Annotated in this window: 22 protein-coding genes and 1 pseudogene; 3 read left to right on the top strand and 20 right to left on the bottom strand. The window is 42.2% G+C overall.

From position 1 onward, the window contains the following. Positions 1 to 60: 60 nt before the first annotated feature. The 14 genes and pseudogenes from LIZ08_RS07745 to hisS all read right to left on the bottom strand — a co-directional run bounded on the left by LIZ08_RS07745 (position 61) and on the right by hisS (position 14,387). Positions 61 to 1,524 carry an alpha-L-fucosidase gene (locus tag LIZ08_RS07745; RefSeq protein WP_227038625.1) on the bottom strand — a complete coding sequence of 488 codons (1,464 nt, stop codon included), beginning with the start codon at positions 1,522 to 1,524 and terminating at the stop codon, positions 61 to 63. A 141-nt stretch (positions 1,525 to 1,665) separates the two neighbouring features. Further along, positions 1,666 to 2,442: a tryptophan synthase subunit alpha gene (gene trpA / locus LIZ08_RS07740; RefSeq protein WP_227038624.1), complete on the bottom strand. Its 777-nt coding sequence runs from the start codon at positions 2,440 to 2,442 to the stop codon at positions 1,666 to 1,668. A gap of 1 nt (position 2,443) precedes the next feature. Next, the gene (gene trpB, locus LIZ08_RS07735) at positions 2,444 to 3,649 is read right to left on the bottom strand and encodes a tryptophan synthase subunit beta (protein ID WP_227038623.1); all 1,206 of its coding nucleotides are present in this window, start codon (positions 3,647 to 3,649) and stop codon (positions 2,444 to 2,446) included. After that, the gene (locus LIZ08_RS07730; RefSeq protein WP_227038622.1) at positions 3,639 to 4,226 is read right to left on the bottom strand and encodes a phosphoribosylanthranilate isomerase; all 588 of its coding nucleotides are present in this window, start codon (positions 4,224 to 4,226) and stop codon (positions 3,639 to 3,641) included. The genes trpB and LIZ08_RS07730 overlap by 11 nt, the downstream gene beginning before the upstream one ends. Further along, a complete protein-coding gene (gene trpC / locus LIZ08_RS07725; RefSeq protein WP_227038621.1) occupies positions 4,213 to 4,980 on the bottom strand; it encodes an indole-3-glycerol phosphate synthase TrpC in 768 nt (255 codons plus the stop codon). The genes LIZ08_RS07730 and trpC overlap by 14 nt, the downstream gene beginning before the upstream one ends. Continuing rightward, complete coding sequence (gene trpD, locus LIZ08_RS10400) at positions 4,977 to 5,981, bottom strand: anthranilate phosphoribosyltransferase (RefSeq protein WP_049472517.1); 1,005 nt, start codon at positions 5,979 to 5,981, stop codon at positions 4,977 to 4,979. Before trpD ends, trpC begins: the two co-directional genes overlap by 4 nt. Positions 5,982 to 5,990: 9 nt before the next feature. Continuing rightward, a pseudogene (locus LIZ08_RS10395) lies at positions 5,991 to 6,551 on the bottom strand (aminodeoxychorismate/anthranilate synthase component II); the annotation flags it as partial. Beyond that, on the bottom strand, positions 6,548 to 7,906 hold the full coding sequence (gene trpE / locus LIZ08_RS07715; RefSeq protein ID WP_227038619.1) for an anthranilate synthase component I: 1,359 nt from the start codon (positions 7,904 to 7,906) through the stop codon (positions 6,548 to 6,550). The gene trpE and the pseudogene LIZ08_RS10395, both read right to left, overlap by 4 nt. A 503-nt stretch (positions 7,907 to 8,409) precedes the next feature. After that, complete coding sequence (locus LIZ08_RS07710; RefSeq protein WP_223346023.1) at positions 8,410 to 8,772, bottom strand: DUF1304 domain-containing protein; 363 nt, start codon at positions 8,770 to 8,772, stop codon at positions 8,410 to 8,412. Positions 8,773 to 8,787: 15 nt separating this feature from the next. Then, entirely contained in the window at positions 8,788 to 9,216 is a 429-nt protein-coding gene (locus LIZ08_RS07705) for a MarR family winged helix-turn-helix transcriptional regulator (protein ID WP_223346021.1), read from the bottom strand. A gap of 268 nt (positions 9,217 to 9,484) precedes the next feature. Then, entirely contained in the window at positions 9,485 to 10,114 is a 630-nt protein-coding gene (locus tag LIZ08_RS07700) for an HAD-IA family hydrolase (protein WP_223346019.1), read from the bottom strand. Next, positions 10,111 to 11,388 carry an MATE family efflux transporter gene (locus tag LIZ08_RS07695; protein ID WP_045760149.1) on the bottom strand — a complete coding sequence of 426 codons (1,278 nt, stop codon included), beginning with the start codon at positions 11,386 to 11,388 and terminating at the stop codon, positions 10,111 to 10,113. The genes LIZ08_RS07700 and LIZ08_RS07695 overlap by 4 nt, the downstream gene beginning before the upstream one ends. Positions 11,389 to 11,438: 50 nt before the next feature. Next, positions 11,439 to 12,923, bottom strand: coding sequence for a threonine synthase (gene thrC, locus LIZ08_RS07690; RefSeq protein ID WP_223346016.1), 1,485 nt, complete (start codon positions 12,921 to 12,923; stop codon positions 11,439 to 11,441). Positions 12,924 to 13,103: 180 nt separating this feature from the next. Further along, on the bottom strand, positions 13,104 to 14,387 hold the full coding sequence (gene hisS / locus LIZ08_RS07685; RefSeq protein ID WP_070506109.1) for a histidine--tRNA ligase: 1,284 nt from the start codon (positions 14,385 to 14,387) through the stop codon (positions 13,104 to 13,106). Positions 14,388 to 14,557: 170 nt separating this feature from the next. On the opposite strand from hisS, the gene LIZ08_RS07680 reads away from it, so the two are divergent. Further along, positions 14,558 to 14,899, top strand: a complete 342-nt coding sequence (locus LIZ08_RS07680) for a metal-sulfur cluster assembly factor (protein WP_013904437.1) — start codon at positions 14,558 to 14,560, stop codon at positions 14,897 to 14,899. A 163-nt stretch (positions 14,900 to 15,062) separates the two neighbouring features. Here the strand turns inward: LIZ08_RS07680 and LIZ08_RS07675 are convergent, their stop codons facing one another. Next, positions 15,063 to 16,337: a uracil-xanthine permease family protein gene (locus tag LIZ08_RS07675; protein WP_227038618.1), complete on the bottom strand. Its 1,275-nt coding sequence runs from the start codon at positions 16,335 to 16,337 to the stop codon at positions 15,063 to 15,065. 588 nt (positions 16,338 to 16,925) lie between these two features. Then, on the bottom strand, positions 16,926 to 18,629 hold the full coding sequence (ilvD, locus tag LIZ08_RS07670; protein WP_227038617.1) for a dihydroxy-acid dehydratase: 1,704 nt from the start codon (positions 18,627 to 18,629) through the stop codon (positions 16,926 to 16,928). Between the two features lie 214 nt (positions 18,630 to 18,843). Between ilvD and rpmF the strand changes: the two genes are divergently transcribed. Beyond that, positions 18,844 to 19,026 carry a 50S ribosomal protein L32 gene (rpmF, locus tag LIZ08_RS07665; RefSeq protein WP_003009516.1) on the top strand — a complete coding sequence of 61 codons (183 nt, stop codon included), beginning with the start codon at positions 18,844 to 18,846 and terminating at the stop codon, positions 19,024 to 19,026. 15 nt (positions 19,027 to 19,041) lie between these two features. Next, positions 19,042 to 19,191, top strand: a complete 150-nt coding sequence (rpmG, locus tag LIZ08_RS07660; protein WP_001265622.1) for a 50S ribosomal protein L33 — start codon at positions 19,042 to 19,044, stop codon at positions 19,189 to 19,191. Between the two features lie 479 nt (positions 19,192 to 19,670). Here rpmG and LIZ08_RS07655 read toward each other — a convergent pair whose 3' ends face one another. From LIZ08_RS07655 to LIZ08_RS07640, 4 genes are read right to left on the bottom strand one after another with little or no spacing between them, the layout of a single operon-like run. Further along, positions 19,671 to 20,456 (bottom strand): ABC transporter permease, encoded by a 786-nt coding sequence (locus LIZ08_RS07655; protein ID WP_003013947.1) that lies wholly within the window; start codon positions 20,454 to 20,456, stop codon positions 19,671 to 19,673. A gap of 1 nt (position 20,457) precedes the next feature. Continuing rightward, positions 20,458 to 21,252, bottom strand: a complete 795-nt coding sequence (locus tag LIZ08_RS07650; protein WP_003013825.1) for an ABC transporter permease — start codon at positions 21,250 to 21,252, stop codon at positions 20,458 to 20,460. Further along, positions 21,249 to 22,235 (bottom strand): ATP-binding cassette domain-containing protein, encoded by a 987-nt coding sequence (locus tag LIZ08_RS07645; protein ID WP_003010129.1) that lies wholly within the window; start codon positions 22,233 to 22,235, stop codon positions 21,249 to 21,251. Before LIZ08_RS07645 ends, LIZ08_RS07650 begins: the two co-directional genes overlap by 4 nt. Beyond that, entirely contained in the window at positions 22,228 to 22,431 is a 204-nt protein-coding gene (locus tag LIZ08_RS07640) for a hypothetical protein (RefSeq protein WP_003010127.1), read from the bottom strand. Before LIZ08_RS07640 ends, LIZ08_RS07645 begins: the two co-directional genes overlap by 8 nt. Positions 22,432 to 22,953 lie beyond the last annotated feature (522 nt).

Below are 22,953 nucleotides of genomic sequence, written 5' to 3'. Positions count from 1 at the left end.
TGGATGAGTACAGTATACTAGAGAAACCTAAACGATTCCTTATAGAAAGCTTCAAGAAAACTAAAAGCTGATGCGCAAAACACGCGGTTGTTTTTTGCTGCAAGCTGGTAACTGAAGATGGAGCCCTGTCTCATCTTGGCTCCAAGAAAGGGGCTGGCTTTCTCCAAGGAGCTCTAGCTTTTGAATGCGCGCATGAAGGATTCTCGGTTGCTTGAGGTCATAGGCGAGAGACGGCAAGGTCAACTCTTCCGTCCTTCCACTTGGTTCCAGCTGGATAGCATAAAGAAAGCCATCACGCATGGTATAGCGGAAATCTCGGCTGGTATAGAGTGGCGCTTGCCCGTCTGAGAAGGAACCTTCCCGGGCCCCGGTCGGTCCGTCTGATGACACCCGCCAAGGCCGACTCTGATAAATGGCTTCTCCATTTACCGCCAGCCAGTCCCCGATCTCTGTGAGGATGTCTTGGTCTTGCTCAGGGATGGTTCCATCTGCCTTGGGTCCAATATTGAGCAGAAGATTGCCATTTTTGGCCACAACATCAACTAAATTTTGTAGCAATTCCTTACTGGTCTTGTAGGCTAGATCCTGGGTATAGCACCAAGAATTACGGGCAATCGCGGTATCCATTTGCCACGGAAAGGCTTGCGTCTCTCCGTATCCTCCCCGCTCCATCTCAACGATTCCTGAACCGAAAGGGAGGGCATCCTGTTTGTAACAAACAGCCACCTTGCGATCCTCTTGTGCTGCTAGATTGTAATAATAAGCCAAAAAGCGCATCAAGTAGGGACGGAAACTCTCATGCTGGATCCACCAGTCAAAATATAGGAGCTCTGGTTGGTAGTCCCGCACCAGTTCACAGGTTCGCAACAGCCAATCTTCCAAGAATTCTTTGCTTGGATAAGGCTTAGAAGTCAGATCAAAATGATCCTTGGGCTCTGGCTCCGCTGGCCAATAAAGACTGTTTCTTGGGACTTCTTGCGAAATGTCACTAGTGAATTCCTTGCCATGTGAAAAGAAAAACTGGTGTTCTGCCCGGTGAGAGGACGTACAGAAGTGCAGGCCACGTTTTTCTGCTTCCTCCCTCAGCTCCCCTAAGACATCTCGTCTCGGCCCCATTTCTAAGCTATTATAAGGCGAGAGAGTAGAGGCGTACATTTGAAAACCATCGTGGTGCTCCGCAACTGGGAAAAGATACTGAGCTCCCGCTTTTTGAAAGAGATCCAGCCAAGATGCCGGATCAAATTGATCGGCTGTAAATAGAGGAATGAGATCCTTGTAACCAAAGCTAGCCTGGTCTCCAAAATGCTCTCGATGATAGTCATAGCAAGGATTCCCTTGGATATACATATTTCGCGAATACCATTCCGAACCGAAAGCAGGTACACTATAGACGCCCCAGTGGATAAATATTCCAAATTTGGCATCCCAATACCAATCTGGACAGACTTGATAGCTAAGAGAGTCCCAGCTTGGTTCAAAAGGACCTGACTGGACAACTTGATCAATCTCTTCAAGGCTTATCATTCTCTTCTCCTCTTTTCTTGTTACTACCTCTATTGTAACGAGAAACCCTCGTTTGTAAAGACAAACGAGGGGAATGTTTAAAATAGTAGACAAAGAGCTTGATCTAGGAGAATCAAGCTGATGATGAATGAAATGAAGCTTCTAGCCCTTCACTGCTTGAGAAATAAAACGAGCGATGGCGTCTGTCTCCCCTTGGTGGAGAGCCTTAACGATTTTGGACCCCACAATAACGCCATCTGAGACCTTGTTGAAACGGTGAACATCCTCCATGCTGGAAACTCCAAAACCTGTTAAAACAGGAATGGACGCTATTTCGTGTAATTGGGCCAAGTGATGGTCCAAGTCATCTCGATAGCTACCAGCTTTCCCCGTCACTCCATTGACAGCAACGGCATAGATAAATCCTTCTGCATCATGGATCAATTTCTTCTGACGCTCGATTCCTGTGGTTAAGCTCACTAGCGGCACCAAAGCGATGTCTTTATCCACTAAGAGAGGCTCTACCAGATCTGCATGCTCATGAGGAAGATCCGGAATAATCACTCCCTTGACCGCTGTTCCTTCTACATCTCTAAAGAAGTTTTCAAGCCCATATTGGAACAAGGGGTTGAAATAGGTCATGATGACCAAAGGAACACTTGTCTCCAGACGCTGGATCGTTTGTACCAGTTCCTGTGTCGTCGTCCCATGGGCTAAACTTCGTAGCCCCGCCTCTTCAATCACAGGGCCATCTGCCACCGGATCTGAAAAAGGAATGCCAACCTCAATAGCTGAGACACCAAGATCCTCCAAAAATTGGATGGTTTCCTGCAAACCTGCCAAGCCTTTTTCATGATCTCCTGCCATGATATAAGGAACAAAGATCCCTTGCTGCTGGTCTTTCAGCTTTTGTAAATGCTCTGTTAAGGTCTTTCCCATCTTACTCTCCTCTCTCTTGTTCTAGGCGGTCTTTGACTTGTACCACATCTTTATCCCCACGACCTGATAAGCAAACGATCATAGATTTTTCAGGCCCCATTTCCTTAGCCAATTTCACCGCATAGGCAATAGCATGGCTCGATTCCAGAGCTGGAATGATTCCTTCTACTTTTGAAAGCAACTGAAAAGCTTCTAGGGCTTCTTGGTCTGTCACAGGCACATAGGTTGCCCGCTTGATCTCATGGAAATAAGAATGCTCTGGCCCAATTCCTGGGTAATCGAGACCTGCTGAAATCGAGAAGGCTTCTAAAATCTGTCCATGAGCATCCTGTAACACATCCATCAAGGCGCCGTGAAGGACTCCCGGACGCCCCTTGGTCAAGGTTGCTGCATGCTGGTCTGTATCTACCCCAAGCCCAGCAGCTTCTGCCCCATACATGGCAACAGAGGGATCCTCAACAAAAGGATAAAAGAGCCCAATGGCGTTCGATCCGCCTCCTACACAGGCTAAGACTGCATCTGGTAGCGCACCGTCATTTTGCTCTGCAAATTGGCGTTTAGCTTCTCGACCGATGACACTTTGAAAATTACGGACAATCTCTGGGAATGGGTGAGGTCCTAGAGCAGAACCCATGATATAGTGGGTATCCTCCACATTTGCTACCCAGGCTCTAAGAGCAGCATTGACCGCATCCTTGAGAACACGTGACCCATCTGTTACTGATTGAACCTTGGCGCCCAATAACTCCATCCGAAAGACATTGAGGGCTTGGCGTTTGACATCTTCTTCTCCCATGTAGATGGTGCATTCCATATCAAATAAAGCAGCAGCCGTTGCCGTTGCAACACCGTGCTGTCCGGCCCCTGTTTCTGCGATGATCTTCTTTTTGCCCATCCGGTGTGCCAATAAAACTTGTCCTAGAGCATTATTAATTTTATGAGCCCCTGTGTGGTTGAGGTCTTCTCTTTTAAGAAAAATCTTGGCTCCACCGACATACTTGGTTAGATTCTTAGCGTAATAGAGCGGTGTTTCCCGACCGACATATTGTTTCAGAAGCTGATCCAATTCTGCTTGAAAAGAAGGATCTGCTTGACTTTCTCTGTAGGCTTCTTCTAATTCTAAAACTGCTGTCATCAAGGTTTCAGGGACAAATCGTCCCCCGAACCGCCCGTAAAATCCGTTTTGATCTGGTTGTTTATATGCCATGCTTGACCCTTTCTATAAATCGTTTTATCTTTTCTTGATCTTTTATTCCATTTGTCTCGACCCCACTGGATACATCCACCGCATAAGGATGAAAGAAGCAAATAGCATCTGCTACATTATCTTCCGTCAAGCCTCCTGCAATAAAGAAGGGCTTTGTGAAGTTTTGACTTTCGAGCTCTTTCCAGTCAAAGGTCCTCCCACTTCCTGCTACAGGAGCATCAAAGAGCAGATAATCGGCACTGGTCTCAGGAAGAGTCGCGTCTTTTCCCACTTGAACAGCGCGAATCGTCTGTTGGGGAAGGTCTTGCAAGATATTATCATCTATCGGCCCATGCACTTGTATCAGATCCAATCCCACAACTTGGCAAGCCTGCTCCACTTCTTCTCTTTGTGGTGATACAAAAACACCGACTTTTTGAACCCCCTTTGGAATCCCTGTAGCCAACTGCCGAGCTTGCTCCAGCGTGACTTGCCGTTTGCTTGGTGCAAAGACAAAACCAATGTAGTCCGCACCAGCTTCAACAGCGGTCTGGACAGCTTCCGGAGTGGACAGTCCGCAAATTTTAACCTTTGTCAATCTGCAACTCCTTTACTTTTTCAGCCACATTGTCTGCCTTCATGAGGGCTGTCCCAACGAGAATGCCATTAAAATAAGGAGCCAGCATGCGCGCGTCTGCTGCTGCGAAAATAGCAGACTCAGAGATGTAAACCGGTTCTTGTTCAAAATTGGTCGCCAATTCCAGGCTAGTATGAAGATCAGTCTCAAAGGTCACCAAGTTGCGATTATTGACCCCGATGATCTGAGCCCCAATCCGGTGAGCTACCTCTAGTTCTGTCAGATTATGGGTCTCCACCAAGACCTCCAGGCCAAGATGGGTCGCAAACTCATAGAGCTCTTGCAGACGAGTCTCTGATAAGGCTGCAACTATCAACAAGATCACTGTCGCCCCTGCGTTTCGTGCCCGAATTATTTGCTTTTCATCCACAATAAAATCTTTATTGAGGGTGGGAATACGCACTTGACTAGATATTTTCCGGAGATACTCGATACTGCCCTTGAAAAACACTTCATCGGTCAAGACAGAAATCATCACGGCCCCATTTTCTTCGTAAGTCTTAGCCTGCGCGACGATATCCACATCGACATGAATATCTCCCAGACTCGGGCTGGCCTTTTTCACTTCCGCAATGACCTGAAGCTTTTCTGGATGACTCTTTAGGTAATCATACAAGCGGTAGGTCTCACGCAAAGGTTGGAGTTCCTCTTCTTTCATCGCAGCCACTTCACGCGCCTTTTCCTTTAGAATCTTTGGCAAGAATTCTTGACTCATTTTTGATACTCCTGTAATAATCTCAATTTCTCAAGGGCAGCCCCACTGGCAATCACTTCACGTGCCAAGGCAATCCCCTTCTTGATAGAATCTACTTTGCCGTTGGCATAAAAACCAAGGCCAGCATTCAAGACCGTCACCTCTAAGAAGGGACTCGCTTCATTCTTCAAGACGCTGAGCAAAATTTCCGCATTGCGTTTGGCGTCACCACCTCGTACTTGATCAATTTCAATGCGCTCCATTCCTATATCTTCTGGTTGAAAACTGGATAAAGTAACCTGTCCATCTTCCAGAATAGCGAGCTGGGTTTCTCCATCAAGGCCTGCCTCGTCCAAACCTTGTGGACCACTCACCACCACTGCGCGTTTCCTTCCCAAATTCTTTAGAATCTCCGCCGTACTTTCCAGCATATCTGGACGACTGGTTCCCAATAGCTGGGTTTCTAGAGGAATCGGATTGATAAGAGGACCGGTTAAGTTCATCACCGTTGGAACCCCTAGCGCCAAGCGAGCGGGCATAATATAGCGCATGCCAGGATGCAGATTTTTGGCAAATAGGAAGACAATTCCCGCCTTTTCAAACACTCGTCCCAAGTCTTCTGGACCCAAATCAAGGTTAATTCCTAGAGCTTCTAGTACATCCGCAGAACCGGATTTAGAAGAGATCGAACGATTTCCGTGTTTCGCCATCTTGATGCCACCACCAGCAAGGACGAAGGCAGCTGTTGTTGAAATGTTGAAACTATAAGAACGATCGCCCCCAGTTCCACAATTGTCCATCGCTCCTTGAACTTCTGTAGGAATAGCGACTGCATAAGCCTGCATCACTTTTGCAATAGCCGTCCGCTCTTCAACCGTTTCTCCCTTCATTTTGAGACCTAGAAGAAGGGCCGTCACCTGGGCTTCTGAAGCACGACCAGCAACGACTTCCTCCATAGCAGCTTCTAACTCTGCACTGGTTAGATCCATTCCTTCCGCCACTTTTGCAAGCACTTGTTTCATCTTCCGCTCCTTGACTAGTTTGACAAAATTTTCGATGGTCTTGAGCCCATCTGGCGTCCCGATACTTTCTGGATGGTATTGAAAACCATAAATCGGTAAGCTGCGGTGTTGAATTCCCATAATGGCTTGATCATCCGTCGTCCGAGAGGTAATGACAAAATCCTCTGGCATGTCTTCAATCGTCAGCGAATGGTAACGCATGACTGGGACTTCTTTTGCGACACCCGCGTATAGAGGAGAGGGAGCTTCTAGCTGGATCTGGCTTTGTTTGCCATGCATGACCTGTGGCGCCAATCCCAAACGCCCTCCAAAAACTTCCGCAATCGCTTGATGCCCCAAGCAGATCCCCAAGATTGGTTTGACCCCCGCGAAATCTCGGATCATCTCCTCCATCTTGCCCGCATCCTTTGGCCAACCTGGACCTGGAGAAAAGACCAAGGCATCTGCTTCTTGGGCAACTTGGTACAGATCCGGATCATCATTTCGAAGCACCTGGACCTCATCAAATTTTCCGATATACTGTGCTAAATTATAGGTAAATGAATCGTAATTATCGACTAATAAAATCATCCTTCTTCTCCAATCCTTGTCATCGATTTTGCCTTATTGACGGTTTCTTGGTATTCATTTTCAGCGATCGAATCATAAACGATTCCTGCTCCGGCCTGCACATAAGCCTTCTTATTTTTGAGGATCATGGTTCGAATCGCAATAGCAAAATCGAGATCCCCCGTCACAGAGAGATAGCCAATAGCCCCCGCATAGACGCCTCGTTTCTCTTTTTCTGCCTCATAGATTCGCTTCATAGCTCGAATCTTGGGAGCACCCGAAACGGTTCCAGCTGGAAGGGTTGCCTTCAGAGCCTCAATGGAGGCTAGTCCAGGAAGTAATTGCCCCTTGACCACACTCGTCAGGTGCATGACATAACGGAAGAATTCCACTTCCATATATTTGGTCACTTCAACTGACCCATTTTGAGCGATACGACCAATATCATTTCGCCCTAGATCCACCAACATCCGGTGTTCTGCGACTTCTTTTGGATCCCCTGCCAAATCAGCTGCCAATTGCCGATCAGCCTCTTCATCGATCCCTCTGGGACGTGTGCCCGCAATGGGATTAGTTGTCACCACTCGATCCTTGACCGACACTAGACTTTCTGGACTGGCACCAATAATTTGGTACTCCCCAAAATCATAAAAGTAGAGATAATTCGAAGGGTTGGTCACGCGCAAATTGCGGTAATAATCCAATGGTTTACCTGAAAAATCAGCTGAAAAACGTTGACTAAGCACGCATTGGAACATATCCCCTTTTCGAATATAGTCCCGCGCTAGGGCCACCATTTCCTCAAACTCTTTTTGCTCCAAATGATTGTGGAAATGAAGTGCATGCAGATCCTTGTCCTGAAACTCTTCTTTTGCAGGTCTTGCCAACTGTGCTAATACTTGCTCCAAGCTCGACGCTTGCTCTGCTTCACTCCGTCCACTATAGAGGTTCTCTTCCACCACATAGACCTTTTCCTTTTTGTGGTCAAAAATCACATAGCTCTCATATAAGAAAAAGTGAAGATCTGGTGTGCCGATCGTATCTTCAGGAATGGAACCAATGTTCTCATAGAGGCCAATCAAGTCATAGCCGACAAATCCAATCGCCCCACCGTTAAAAGGAAGCTCTTCAGAAGTTTTCGTTTTGACCGTGATGCGATTCAAAAAGTCCAAAGGATCCTCTTCGACAATTTGATCATTGTAATAGAGGACACCATGTTCAAACTTGACTTCACTGACTGGCCGATAGGCTATAATTGAAAAACGCGCATTCTCTTTTTCGCGAGGGATCGACTCCAAGATCATTTTATGGGGCGCATCCAAACGCATATAAGCCAAAATTGGACTCAACACATCAGCAGATAAAACTTTTTTCATATCAGAAACCTCTCTTCTAAAACCCTTCTGTTCTAATGAATTCAACTGACCCCCGCTTCGCTTGCTAAGGCGATCAAGGGTATCCCATCGCTCTATTCTCGCTTTGGGATCAATGTGCCCGCTTGCTAAGGCACATAGAAAAGCCCTCACACAAAAACTGTGTGAGGGCGTAGTGTCCGCGGTGCCACCTCTTTTATAGGGAAAAATAGCTGGTCTTTCCCTACATCTCTATCTCCTCTATCAAGGAGTTGCACGGTAAGGGGTGCCAACCGAATTCACATGGGTTAGAATTCATTGATCATAACAGTCCAATTTTCATCAGTCGCTATTGCTTGTTCACAATTCCCACAAGCTCCCTGAAAATAGCCGACTCATTACTTTTCTGTTGCTACCATTATAACCCTTTTTCTTAGAAAGTCAATAAAATTTTTAGTCTTTTTTTATACTTTTTTCTACACTTATTTAATAAAATCAGCTTAAAGAGCCCTAGTGGCCCGTCCTTTTTATCCTAAAAAGAGAATACTCAACAAAGCCAAAATTGCAGAACCACCTTGGGTCAAGATAATCTTTTTATTGGCTGTCATCGCACCGTAGGTAGCAGCTCCAATAATAAAGAGAACAAAAATTGTAACAACTTCACTATTTTTAGAGACAAACAATCCATACAAGAGGAAGGCACCAATCAAGGCATTGTATATTCCTTGATTCTTAAATAAAGAGGTCACAGATGGGCGAGCGAGTTCTTCTTTATCCATGTTGAAAACCCGACTTGTGGTATCAGATGTGGTTCTGATGCTCTCCAAATAAAAAATATATAGATGCTCCAGTGCAGCAAGACTTGCTAAAATAATCGTCAGTAATGACATCGTAGATTCTCCTTTTTATTCGACTGTTATTTGTTCAATGCCAGATACTAATTTGTCCAGCAGGTAAGAAAATTGCTCTTGTTCTTGAGTGGTCAAAATCCGACTCATCTGTTCTTTCACCGCCACATGATGGCGAGGGGGATGTTTGACCAAACGATTATAGGCCGTATCCGTCAAATGAATTAAGATTTCCCGCTGGTTCTTTGGATTTCGACTCCGATGGACAAATCCTTCCTTTTCTAAAATTTTGAAATGCCGCGTTAAAGCAGCTGGATCAATCCGCAAGCGCTCCTGAACCGCGATCTGATTGCAAGGTGCTTGTTCTAATAAATCCTGCAAAATTTGATAACGTGTTAAGCTAATCCCTAGGCGCTTTTCAAAGAGTTGCGTAGTTGTTTGATCTGCCAAGCGTAGTTGGTAGAGCAAATCATTTATTTCTGCCATATTCCTTCTCCAATTTCTTTTTGATAAATCAATAATTGACTTGTCAATCATAAACCATTTCTCATCTCCTGGCAAGAAAAAGAGCTTACACTATTCTTGCGCACAAAAAAAGCCGCCTGATTGGGCGACTCTTAGGGAGATTATTATGAAAAAGAAAAGTTTTAGGATTTTTCTAAACAAAGTTAGGAGGTCTTTGTTTATGCTTCTATTATAGCGGACATTTCTTAAAGAAAGCTTACGACTTTATTTCAAAATGAAAACAAATTCTTTACAGATTCTTTTCAGCGTTTAAAATACCTGGGATATCTAGTAAGGTGTTCATCTGATGATTGCCTTGATAGTCAGACGTCAAGAAATTAATACTCTGAATCTGGCTATTTCTTGCAAAGTCAATATCCAGGCTCCGATCCCCAATATAGTAGGTATTTTCTGGCTCCAACCCGTACTTCTCCATCAGATACATAGCAGCTTCTGGGTCAGGCTTGCGGGCAAAACCACTTTGACTGGTCAAAATCTCTGTAAAAAAAGATTCCAAACCCAAATCCCGTAGGATGACAAAGGCATTCTCTCCCTTATGGGTATAGACAAACTGCTCAATTCCAGCTTCTTGTCCCCAGGATAGGACATCACGCGCCCCATCCATCAGAAGGACCTGGGCATTTTTCTCCGCTAGACTTTCTGCTCGGCGATGATTCAAGTCGGTCACATCCAGATGATACTCCTCCGCCACGGCTACTAAAAGATCTTGAACCGAATGCTTCAAGATGTAGTCTTTAATGCTGGCTCGGTCAAACGGAAGCTGATAAGTTGCATAGGTCTCCTCAAGACCTGCTAAAATAGCATCATAGGAATCCAGCAAGGTCCCATCCAAATCCCAAATAAAAGCTCGTTTTGTCATGTTCTCTCTCCTACTTTTCGTCTATAAAGTTGACTCAAAAACAGCCAACGGAAACCATTGTCCAGCAGCGTCCCCGTCCAGACCCCTGGAAGGCCAAAGCCAAGGGTTACTCCAAGCAGATAACCGGCTCCAATTCGAATGACCCACATGCCAATGGTCGTTGCATAAAATGGAAGTTTCCCATTTCCCAAGCCTTGCCAAACAGCAGTATAGATGACTGTTCCTGCTGTAAAGGGTGTTCCTAACAAAGAAAAGAGGACAACCGAAAGGCTAGCTTCTACCGCTTTCGCATCTTGTGTGTAGAGATGGGTCAGAAGGGTGCCCCCGAAAAAGATACCCAAGGCAATGGGCAACATCAATACAAAGGACAGCCAGTAAGACTGCTTTCGAAGGCGGTCAATCTGCTCAAAATCCCCTTCACCGAGGCTTCGTGCTACGAGCATGACTGTCGCTGTGGCCACTCCAAACACCGGCATGTAGTTAAACTGGGTCAAGGTTTCTCCGATGGCATTTCCGGCGACTGCCTCAGTCCCAAAAGCAACCACGATCGCAATGATCACCACATCTCCAGCTCGCATCATCAGCCGCTCTCCAGCAGCTGGAAGCGCTAAATTCAAGAGCTTACGATCCAATCCCCAACGTAGGGGGGCAAAGGGCAACTGGACCTTTTGCCACAAGAGGATAACGCCAACCAGACGGGCTAGCACAGTCCCCAAAGCTGCTCCGACAATGCCCCAACCAAAAAGGAAAATAGCCACAGAGGAGAATAGAGCATTTAAAACATTGGTCAACAAGCTGACATACATGGGAATACGTGGATTGTTGGCTACCCGAACCAGCGAGCCCAGGGTCGTCATCAAGCCTAAGAGAACAATGGTCCCGCCGACCAAGGAAAGGTAAATCCCCCCACTTTCGGCGACTGCAGCTTCCGTTCCCAACAGCGAAATCATCTGGCGTCCAAATATCAGCGAAGCCCCTCCTAAGAGAGCACTCAACAACAAGGTCACCTTTAGGGACTCTGTCGCATGGTAGGCAATGTTGTCTTGATTTTTTTCACCCAAACTTTTGGACATGACACTGGCAACTGCCGCACCCAGTGCCAAAAAGATGGCCTGATAGATGGTGATGATGTTTCCTGCGACAGAAACACCTGAAATGGCAACCAAGCCCAGGTGAGCCACTAAATAAGAGTCCACCATGCCCATCAGCATTTGTAAGAAATTTTCACCCATGGCAGGAAGGGCAATGTTTAAGATTTTTTTGTATGAATTCATGAGTATATAAAAGAGCCAAACGGCTCTTTTGATCTTTCTAATAGGGAGAATTACAGTCCCAAGTAGTCTTCTACGGCTGCTTGCATGTCTTTAGCAGCTACGCTTGTACGATGGCGAACCGGCGCAGTTTCAAGACCGTCTACGGCCGGTGGCACAGGAACACCTGAGAGGGTGTGCAATCTGGCCAAGGCTTCGAAATCGCCTAGACCTGTCTCGCCCGTCACCGCTTCTACTGCCACAACTGGGAATTTATAAGGACTGGCTGTAGAGGCAATGACTGTTTTAGCAGCATCCCCTGTTTGGCTAAGGTATTTTTGATAAACGGCTGATGCTACAGCTGTATGAGGGTCTTCGATGTAATCAGACGCTTCATAGACCCGCTTGATCTCTGCAGCAGTTTCTGCTTCATCTGCGTATGCAGCCGCAAACAAATCTAAGATTTCTTCATCAAAGTTGGACAATTGGTATTGACCTGTTGCAACGAGGCTTTCCATCAACTCTTTGGTCTTTGTAGCATCATTGCCTACCAAGTGGAAGATCAAGCGTTCCAAGTTTGAAGAGACCAAGATATCCATCGATGGACTGGTGGTCACCTTGAACTCACGTTTCTTATCATAGACATGTGTTTTGAAGAAGTCTGTCAAGACATTGTTTTCATTTGACGCACAGATCAATTTTCCAACTGGAAGACCGATTTGTTTGGCATAGAAAGCTGCCAAGATATTTCCAAAGTTCCCTGTTGGAACAGTGAAGTTGACTTTTTCTCCAGCTGTGATTTGACCTGTCTTGACCAATTGCGCATAGGCATATACGTAATAAACAATTTGAGGTACCAAACGGCCGATATTCATAGAGTTAGCTGATGAAAATTGTAACTTGTTGGCTGCCAATTTTTCACGTAGTTCAACATCGTTGAACATATGTTTGACATTCGTTTGGGCATCGTCAAAGTTTCCATCGATAGCGATCACATGGGTATTGTCCCCAGTCTGAGTGGTCATTTGCAACTCTTGTACCTTGCTGACACCGTCTTTTGGATAAAAGACGATAATTTCAGTACCTGGAACATCCGCAAATCCTGCCATGGCAGCTTTCCCAGTATCTCCAGAAGTCGCCGTCAAGATGACAATTTTATTTTCCAAACCGTGCTTTTTAGCTGCTGTCGTCATAAAGTAAGGCAAGATCGACAAAGCCATATCTTTAAAGGCTATGGTTGAACCGTGGAAAAGTTCCACGTTGTATTGACCATCAAGTTTGACAAGCGGAGCAATGGCTGGAGTATCAAACTTGCTGTCATAGGCATGAGAAATACAGTAGTCCAACTCTTCTGCTGTGAAGTCATCCAAGAAGGCTGACAAGACAAGCTTGGCCACTTCTTGGTAAGAAGCGTCTTTGAGGGTGTTAAAATCTAGCTCCACTTGAGGATAAGAGACCGGAGTAAACAAGCCGCCATCTGTTGCCAAACCTTGAAGGATGGCTTGACTAGCTGTTACAGTATTTTTTTCGTCTCGTGTTGATTGGTAAACTAATGTCATGACTGTTTCATTCCTTTACTAGTAGTCTTCTCATTATATCATAAATGTCAGAAAATTTAACGGCTTTTCGCCAAATCTTGGCAAAGGTCGGCAAACAGAATCAAGATAAAAGAGAGCAGGAGCAACCATTTTGCCCCTACTCCCAGATAAATCTTGTTTACCCTTGTCTTTCCCGTTCGATCAAGCCAATCCCAACTCTGCTAAAACAGATGGGAAGTCTTTCTTCAAGCTTTCAAGAGCTACCGTTACTTCTTGACGAGTTTGGTTGTTTTTCACAGTGACTTGACCGCTTTCAACCTCACTGCTTCCTAAGGTAATCAAGGTTTTGGCCGCAAAGACATCTGCTGACTTAAATTGTGCCTTGAGCTTACGTCCAAGATAGTCACGTTCTGCCTTGAAACCTTGGATTCGAAGGGCTTGAACCAAGCTAAGCGCTGCTTCATTGGCCTCATCTCCTAGAACGGCAATATAAGCATCTAATCCTGTTTCGATCGGTAATGCAATGCCTTTCTTTTCAAGAACGAGAAGAATCCGTTCCAGACCAATCCCAAATCCAAAACCAGCTGTCGCAGGGCCACCGAAGTATTCCACCAACCCATCATAGCGACCACCTGCACAGACTGTCAATTCATTGCCTTCAATTTCTGTAATGAACTCAAAAATCGTGTGGTTGTAGTAATCCAAGCCACGCACCATATTGGTATCGATGACATAGGCTACCCCCAAGTCTTCTAACATCCGACGAACCGCATCAAAATGCGCTTGGCTTTCTTCATCAAGATAGTCTAGGATGGAAGGAGCCTGTTCAACCGCCGCCTTGTCTTCTTTTTCTTTTGAATCCAAGACACGAAGCGGATTTTCTTCTAAGCGACGTTGGCTGTCCTTAGACAATTGATCCTTCATTGGCAAGAGGTAATCAATCAAGGCTTGACGATAAGCCTGACGACTAGCAGGGCTTCCCAAGGTGTTCAAGTGCAAGGTTACATTGTCAATTCCTAGTTCTTTCAGGAATTGCGCTGCCATGGCAATGGTTTCGACATCCGTTGCAGGATTGCTCGATCCAAAGCATTCTACCCCAATTTGGTGGAATTGACGCAAACGACCTGCTTGAGGACGTTCGTAGCGGAACATTGGGCCTATGTAATAGAACTTACTTGGTTTTTGTACCTCAGGCGCAAAGAGTTTATTTTCTACATACGAGCGGACAACAGGAGCTGTTCCTTCTGGACGAAGCGTGATATGACGGTCTCCCTTGTCATAGAAATCATACATTTCTTTGGTAACAATATCCGTCGTATCCCCTACTGAACGACTGATGACTTCATAATGTTCGAAGATCGGTGTGCGGATTTCATCATAATTGTATCGCGCAAAGACCTTGCGTGCAAAGCCTTCTACATATTGCCATTTCGCTGAATCGCCGGGAAGGATATCCTGGGTCCCTTTTGGTTTTTGTAATTTCATAGCCTTCATCCTTTGTCTTACTTTTGCCTCTATTTTACCACAAATTCGAAGAGAAATGGAGGCTGGATCGAATTTCCTTCGATCGACATGTTCAAAACCTCTTTCTCTTCTTGCCTTATCAGCCGAATTATGAGAAAATGGAAGCCATACTACACTGAAAGGATCTTGCGATGAGAGAGGATATCAAAATCAATGACCGCGCCCTGGCACTAGAGAAGTCGTTAATCGAAAAATTGGAGCTTGTATTTGATACCGATGTTGAGTTAGATGTCTATAACCTAGGACTGATCTACGAGATCCATCTAGATGAAGCCGGCACTTGCAAGGTGGTTATGACCTTTACCGATACGGCTTGTAGCTGTGCTGAGAGCCTTCCGATCGAAATCGTCGCTCGCCTAAAAGAAATCGAGGGGATCGAAGATGTCAAGGTTGAAGTAACTTGGTCACCCGCTTGGAAAATTACACGAATCAGCCGATACGGGCGCATCGCCCTTGGTCTTCCACCACGATAACAATCATTACCATTTAATAAACGCAATCAACTAATAAAGGAAGGCCTCTTTGGAAATCCGATCCACAATAAAAAAACGAGGAACACCAGCTCTGCCATCAGAGTTTGTTCCTCGTTTTTTATAATGTTTAAATCCATTCAAACTTTTTCACTACCAGAATGGTCTAAGCCTGGTCAGCTTTTGGTTCTGGAAGGATTTGATACAACACAATTCCAAGAATGGTTGACGTTGCGACACCAGTGATTTGAAGACCACCGAGGTCAATCATCAAACCACCGATCCCTGATACCAAGATCACACTTGCAATCAAGAGATTCTTTTTATTATCAAAATTAATCTTATGTTCAACTAAAATTTTCAAACCGCTAGCAGCGATAACCCCAAAGAGGGCAATAGACAAACCTCCCAATACAGGAGTTGGAATAGAGTGCAAGAGTGCTGATAGCTTCCCAATAAAGCTCATGACAACCGCAATCACTGCTGCACCTGAAATAACGTAAACTGAGTAGACCTTACTAAGGGCCATAACCCCAATGTTTTCCCCATAAGAGGTTACCGGAGGAGCTCCAAAGAATCCAGCAATAATCTGTGCCAAGCCATCACCAGTAAGCGTATGGTCAAGCCCTGGATCCTTGAAGTAATCACGCTCAGTCAAACTATTTAAAACCATGAGGTGGCCAAAATGTTCCGTCATGGTCACAAAGGCAATCGGAGCCATGGTCAAAATCGCACTTGGATAGAGCTTAAAACTATAATCCACAAATGGAATGTCAAAGTTTGGAACTTGAATCCAATGCGCCGCACTTACCTCTGAGAAATTGACAAAACTATGTCCTGTCATCAAACCAAGAGCCAATGAGAAAATATAGCCCACAATTAATCCAAGTAAAATTGGGACGACACCGACAATCTTCTTGCCATACATGTTAAATAGGATAACCGCAAAGAGGGTCACCATCGAAATCAATAGAGCATAGCCGCTGTAGCTATTATTTAAGGTTGTCGCATCAGTGACGGCATTCTTCGCAAGACTCAAACCAATTACCATGATAATGGGACCAACCACGATTGGTGGAAGGACCTTATTAATCCAATCTTTACCCGCATGCTTAACAATCAGAGCTACAAACAAGTAGACCAAACCGCCCGCCATGGCACCTTGGGCAACTGCTGCGATTCCATCAGTCTTCATCAACATCTGCATAGCAGCAATATAAGCAAAACTAGATCCCATGTAGGCTGGAATCTTATACTTGGTAACGGTCAAGTGAGCCAAGGTCCCCAAACCAGATGAGAACAAAGCAATGGCAGGATCAATCCCAACCAAAATCGGCACCAACACTGTCGCCCCAAACATGGCAAACAAATGCTGGAAAGATAAACCAATCAATAAACCAGGTTTTGGCATATCATTCACATCATATTTAACGTCATTCACGATCGTAAAAACCTCCTAAAATTAAGATGCGACAAGCTATGGCTGAACAAAAACGTCTACCTTCGATGACCAAATCGTTAGGACACAATCCCTGCTTCCATCATCGACGATTTCTTTTTTGATCAAACCACTTTTCAACTATACAAAAAAATCCCCCACAACAAGGAGATACACAAAATATAGGCTGGTCTTCCCAGGCCTTTCATTTCCATAGCTCCTTGCCTGCCTCTCTGGACAGTATTAAAGGATTGATTCGATTAGTCACAATTATAGCAAATTATAGACGGATTTACAAGAAAAATGACAGATGATACACTCAAATCCCCCAAAAAGTAATATTCATACGCTTCAGCGACAGGGTTAAAAATAGCGACTTTGAGCCAAAAAAGAGGCTGGGACAAAAGTCCTAGCCTCTCAATTATTTTTGGATTGTCGAGCAAGACGCAGTGGTTGAGTGGGCTCTACTACACTGATTTCATCAGCTTTTACAGCCCTACTCAACTGTGCGGAGGTGGGACGACGAAATCGAATTCTAATGAATTTCCGATTTCTGTCCCACTCTCTCTTTGGACAAAGTCGTCCTTGCAATTACTGTTTACCAGACTGTTCCATATTCCAAAAGTCGGTTACAGCACCACGTGATGCTGAAGACACGATATGAGCGTATTTACCTAAAACCCCACGACTATACAGTGGCGGCAAGGTTGTTTCAGCTTTCCGTTTTGCTAACTCTTCGTCTGAAACGTGCATGGTGATTTCTTTGGTATCTTGGTCAACCGTCACCATGTCCCCTGTGTGGAGGTAAGCAATTGGGCCACCAACCTGAGCTTCAGGCGCAATGTGACCAACAACGAGACCATAAGTCCCACCTGAGAAGCGACCGTCTGTCAAAAGGGCTACCTTGTCCCCTTGGCCTTTCCCAACGATCATAGATGACAAGGACAGCATTTCCGGCATACCAGGACCACCCTTAGGACCTACGAAACGGACAACGACAACATCGCCATCCACGATTTCGTCTGAAAGAACGGCTTCAATGGCAGCTTCTTCTGAGTCAAAGACCTTAGCAGGACCCGTGATGTTACGAACTTTCACACCTGATACTTTGGCAACCGCCCCTTCTGGAGCCAAGTTCCCTTTCAGGATGATCAATGGACCATCGGCACGTTTAGGATTTTCAAGCGGCATGATAACCTTTTGACCTGGTGTCAAATCAGCAAAGGCTTCCAAGTTCTCAGCTACCGTTTTACCAGTACAGGTGATGCGATCCCCATGAAGGAAACCATTCTTAAGAAGGTATTTCATGACAGCTGGCACACCACCAACATTATAAAGGTCTTGGAAGACATATTTCCCCGAAGGCTTCAAGTCCGCCAAGTGAGGCACGCGCTCTTGGAAATCGTTGAAGTCCTCAAGTGTCAAGTCCACATTGGCCGCATGAGCGATCGCAAGCAAGTGCAGAGTGGCATTGGTAGAACCACCAAGCGCCATGGTCACTGTAATCGCATCTTCAAAGGCTTCACGGGTCAAGATGTCAGATGGCTTCAGTCCCATTTCCAGCATTTTGACAACTGCACGGCCTGCTTCTTCGATATCGGCTTTTTTATCAGCTGATTCAGCAGGGTGAGAAGAGGAACCTGGCAAGCTCAACCCAAGGACTTCGATCGCTGTCGCCATGGTGTTGGCCGTATACATCCCACCACAGCCACCAGGGCCAGGGCAGGCATTACATTCCAGTTGCTTCACTTCTTCAGCAGTCATGTCACCATGGTTCCATTTCCCGATCCCTTCGAAAACAGAAACCAAGTCGATATCTTTCCCATCAAGTTTTCCCGGTGCAATAGTCCCACCATAAGCAAAGATCGCAGGGATATCCATATTGGCAATGGCAATCATCGAACCAGGCATGTTCTTATCACAGCCCCCGATGGCTACAAAGGCATCGACGTTGTGACCACCCATAGCAGCTTCGATAGAATCCGCAATGATATCACGAGAAGTCAAGGAGAAGCGCATTCCTGGAGTCCCCATAGCGATCCCGTCCGCAACCGTAATGGTCCCAAATTGAACCGGCCAAGCACCTGCATCTTTCACACCTTCTTTGGCCAATTTTCCAAAATCATGCAGGTGGATGTTACAAGGGGTATTTTCCGCCCATGTCGAAATCACTCCGACAATTGGCTTTTCAAAACTTTCATCGGTCATTCCCGTCGCGCGAAGCATGGCACGGTTGGGAGATTTTACCATGCTATCATAGACACTACTACGATGGCGTTTGTCTAATTCTGTCATGTCATTCCTCTCGTTCCATTTTTTACCATTATAGCATAAAAGAGGCCACAAAGATAGGCATGGACTTTGGAGAAACAGACAACAGAAAAGTTTCTTTCAAAAATTTCAATTTTTTTGTCAAGTAACTTTACTTTACAAAAAAGTTTTGTTATACTGTTACAGTTGATGAAAATCAAACCTAATTGAATTTATATCTTAAAAGGAGAAAAACGAAATGGCAGTACCTGCACGTCGCACATCAAAAGCGAAGAAAAACAAACGTCGTACGCACTACAAAGTAACAGCTCCATCTGTAAACTTTGACGAAGCAACTGGAGATTACTCACGTTCACACCGTGTATCACTTAAAGGATACTACAAAGGACGTAAGATCGCTAAAGCTGCATCAGCTGAATAATAGAAGGGAGATACCATGCGCGTAAATATTACACTTGAACACAAAGAATCTGGTGAACGCTTGTACCTTACTTCTAAAAACAAACGTAACACTCCAGACCGTCTTCAATTGAAGAAATACTCACCAAAACTTCGCAAACACGTTGTGTTTACAGAAGTGAAATAGGGGTTCACTACACGTCAATAGATGTTAGAAACCTTGATTTTAAGCGATTCTTGAAATTCTAAATTTCACTACATTGCAATATAAATCAACCGAATCACTACCTTTTTCACTACCTTTTTTGAAATAAGAATAATGATTCGGATATATAAAAGAAGAGGAACTTTATTGTGAAGCTCCTCTTTTTGTTATGTGTTCTTTTTCTCACAGATCGTATGACCTGGTTTGACACAGTTGGATTTCAGGTACTTTCAGTTTAGCTTTATATCAACCATCATCAAAATCCAACTATTTTCTTATTTTAAAAAATATGAATAAGTTTGATTGAATGAGGGAATTTCTTTAAATTTTTTCTTAGCACCTATAAGTTAATAATACTATTCTTTAAATTATAGTTTATAATTATCTGATGTTTCAATGACCACAAAACAAAGTACAGCGAATCACTTCCTTTAGTCAAACATATAACTGAACAACATTGTTTATCTTCCTGCACTTTCATATTTTTTCAATCCTTTTCTAAAAATTGTACGACTGATAATAATCAAAAAAACTGTAAAAACTATTTGATAGAAAAATAGGTTCAATGTATCTTTCCCTAAAAATATTAATACTGCAGGATTGGCAATTAATAAATTGGGAACAAATAACATAGTGATCAATCTGTTAATACCTGTAAAAATATTATATGGATACTTAGAAATTCCAATATAATTCAAAAATACATCTACTTTTGAAAATTTAGTTGGGAACCAAAATGAACTAATCGTTATTAGAAACCAAATTGAATAATATATAATACAACCACACATTAAAGAAAGGATATAAAATAATATTTTTAATGAATTTAAATGTACATTTAAATTTCCATAACTTATAAAAATGATCGCAAGACCAAAAAAAGTATTCACGAATTGAACTAAATTAAATGATCTAAAAATATAGAACAACTGAGTATCAAACGGCCTCAATAAAATTTGATCCAAGTTACCACTCAAAATATCTGATTCTAAAATTCCCATACTTCTAATTAACAATCCCATCATAACTCCATCTACAATAGTGTAGGAACCTACCAAAAATAAAATTTGATAATAGTCCCAACCATTAAAAGAGTCTATGTTTAAGAAAATCAATCTAAAAAATACAATAGGTAAACCAATCCACAGTATCGACGAAAATAGACCACAAAAGAAGTCAAAATGAAAATTCATATCAGATTTAAAACCAAAATGAAGTAGCCTAAAAATTACTTTTATTCTAAACATTTTATCCTCCCACATTTGAGAAGTGCTCCACTCCTTTTCTCAATATGAATCTTGATATAATATAAAAAATGATGCACCAAATCAATTGAATACAAATAATTCTCAAATAGTCTATTAATTTATATGTATCATTACTAAACATCTGAAGCGGTTCATATACTAAGTATTTAAAAGGTAATACATCTAAAAACAGACGAAAATTATTTGAAAAAAAACTTAAAGGCAATAATATTCCTGATAAAAACTGAATTACTATTTCTTTAACAGTAAGGACAAAAAATATATTTTCTAACCAAAAAGAAAGCATACCTACACAACATGATATTAAAAACCATAGAACCATAGATAGAATAATTGCAATACTTCCTAAAATAAGAATTTCAATGGTTAATAACTCATTCTTGTAATAAACACTGGAGAATAAAATGACAGGAATGATGATAAATAATAAATGAGCAAGCCTATCTCCAAGCATTTTACAAAAATAATACTTATAAAAAGTAACAGGTTTTATTAATATGCTAAAAAAATTTCCTGAATGAACATCGTCATTGATTTCCCAATCAACTGGATAAAAAACAAAATATGAAAAAATTATAGTCCCCAAATAGTATTGAACCATTGAGGTAAAATCATATCCTGCTATATTTATCTGGTTACTCTGATATATATACGTCCATAAAAATACTGATATCATAATTTGTATACTTGCCTGTAACATTAACAATAGTACACTTGATTTATAGTTCAAAATAGATCGAAATGATATCAGAATAATAGACATTTCTTTTTTCAATTGTGCTCCTTTTTTGTAAAATAGTTTTGTAAAATAATTTCTTCTAAAGAAAGATTTGATATTTCAAAATCTTCTATATCTACAAGCTTATTGATTGATTCTAATGTCTCAAAGACAAAATCTCTAGGTATTTTTAGTATACATTCCGATTTTGTTTGAGAAATGACTACTACTCCTTTAACAGAGCATAACTCTGGTACCAAATCTAATGTCATTTTTATCTTTAAATATTTAAAATCAGAAAATTTAGATAAAATAACATCCATTGACTCCTGCAAAATAATTTTTCCTTTGTCAATGACGATTAATTCGTCACAAACAGACGAAATATCATCCATATCATGACTCGTTAAAATAATAGTAGTATGACATTCTTCATTCATTTTCTTTAAAAATGTTCTGATATCTTTTTTAGACTGTATATCTAACCCTATAGTAGGCTCGTCTAAAAATAATATTTCCGGACTTGTTAAAGATGCCGCGATAAACTCCATTTTCATTTTTTGTCCAAGAGAGAGGGTCCGGACCTGCTGGTAAAGCTGATCTTTTACATTCAACAAATTGCTTAATTCCTGAATTCGTTCTTGTAAAATCGCCGGTTCTACCTCATATAAAGTACCAATCAATTGAAAATAATCCATAGCCGAAACATCTTGAAATAACTGTAATTTATTTCCTACTACTATTGAAATTTTTTTTCTAAAATTTATACTTCTTTTAAATGGAATTTCTCCATTCACTTCTAATTTTCCGGAACTAGGATAAAGAGTCCCAGTCAACATTTTAATCGTTGTGGATTTACCAGCTCCATTACTCCCAATAAAGCCAACTATACTCCCTCTCTTAATCGTAAAACTAATATCTTGAACAGCTCGAATCGTTATTTGATTACGTTTCAAAAATCTCTTGATAAATGGGAGTCTTGAATCAAAATTATAAAAATTTTTAGATAAATTCTGAGCATTAATAACTATTTCACTCATATATCTCTCCTTTCGATAAAATATATTTACTTGTACTTTTTCCATACTTTACCAAAATGCTAAAGATTGAGCTAAAATCTTCGGGATGGGTAAAATAATATTTGTCTTTAAAAAGTTTCTCAAAACCTTCAAGGCGATTATTGAAATCATTAAATTTTGTATTGTCTAGCTGGTTGAATGTCTCTTTAATATCCATAAACTTTCTCCGTGATTCTTTATTTCACTTTATAAATAGAAGAGTGTCTATATATTTATAGATCCTCAAGAACTTGCATTTTATCAAGTATAAGTAGAATAGTATGTAAGGGTTTACATTTTCATATTATATGATTATTTAAGGAATCCGTCAATTTTCCACATTATTATATGACAAAATGTATTTTTTAAAAATGCAAAAATCTATGAGCAAGATGTTTGACTTCCTTTTTTAAAGTATATATACTTATATTAACCTTAGAAAAGAAAAAATGTTTGAACAGATATTCAATAATAATTACTTTTTTTAAAATTAAAATTCGAACTTTAAATTTTTATCTTTTTTATATTATTGAGTAACCTAAATTGCCCAATTTGTAAAATTTAGCTAGACAAAAAAAGACATCCAAGAGAAATTTCTTAAATGTCTGTAAACGTTGATATAAGCGTGTTGATTAACGTTTTGATAATTGTGATGCTTTACGAGCTTTCTTAAGACCTGGTTTGGAAAGTATGGATTTCA

Origin of the sequence: Streptococcus sp. 210928-DFI.4.42, from assembly GCF_020554365.1 — a bacterium.
GTDB lineage: Bacteria > Bacillota > Bacilli > Lactobacillales > Streptococcaceae > Streptococcus > Streptococcus parasanguinis_S.
Note: the sequence above shows the minus strand (reverse complement) of the source record. Positions and strands in the feature narration are given on the sequence as shown.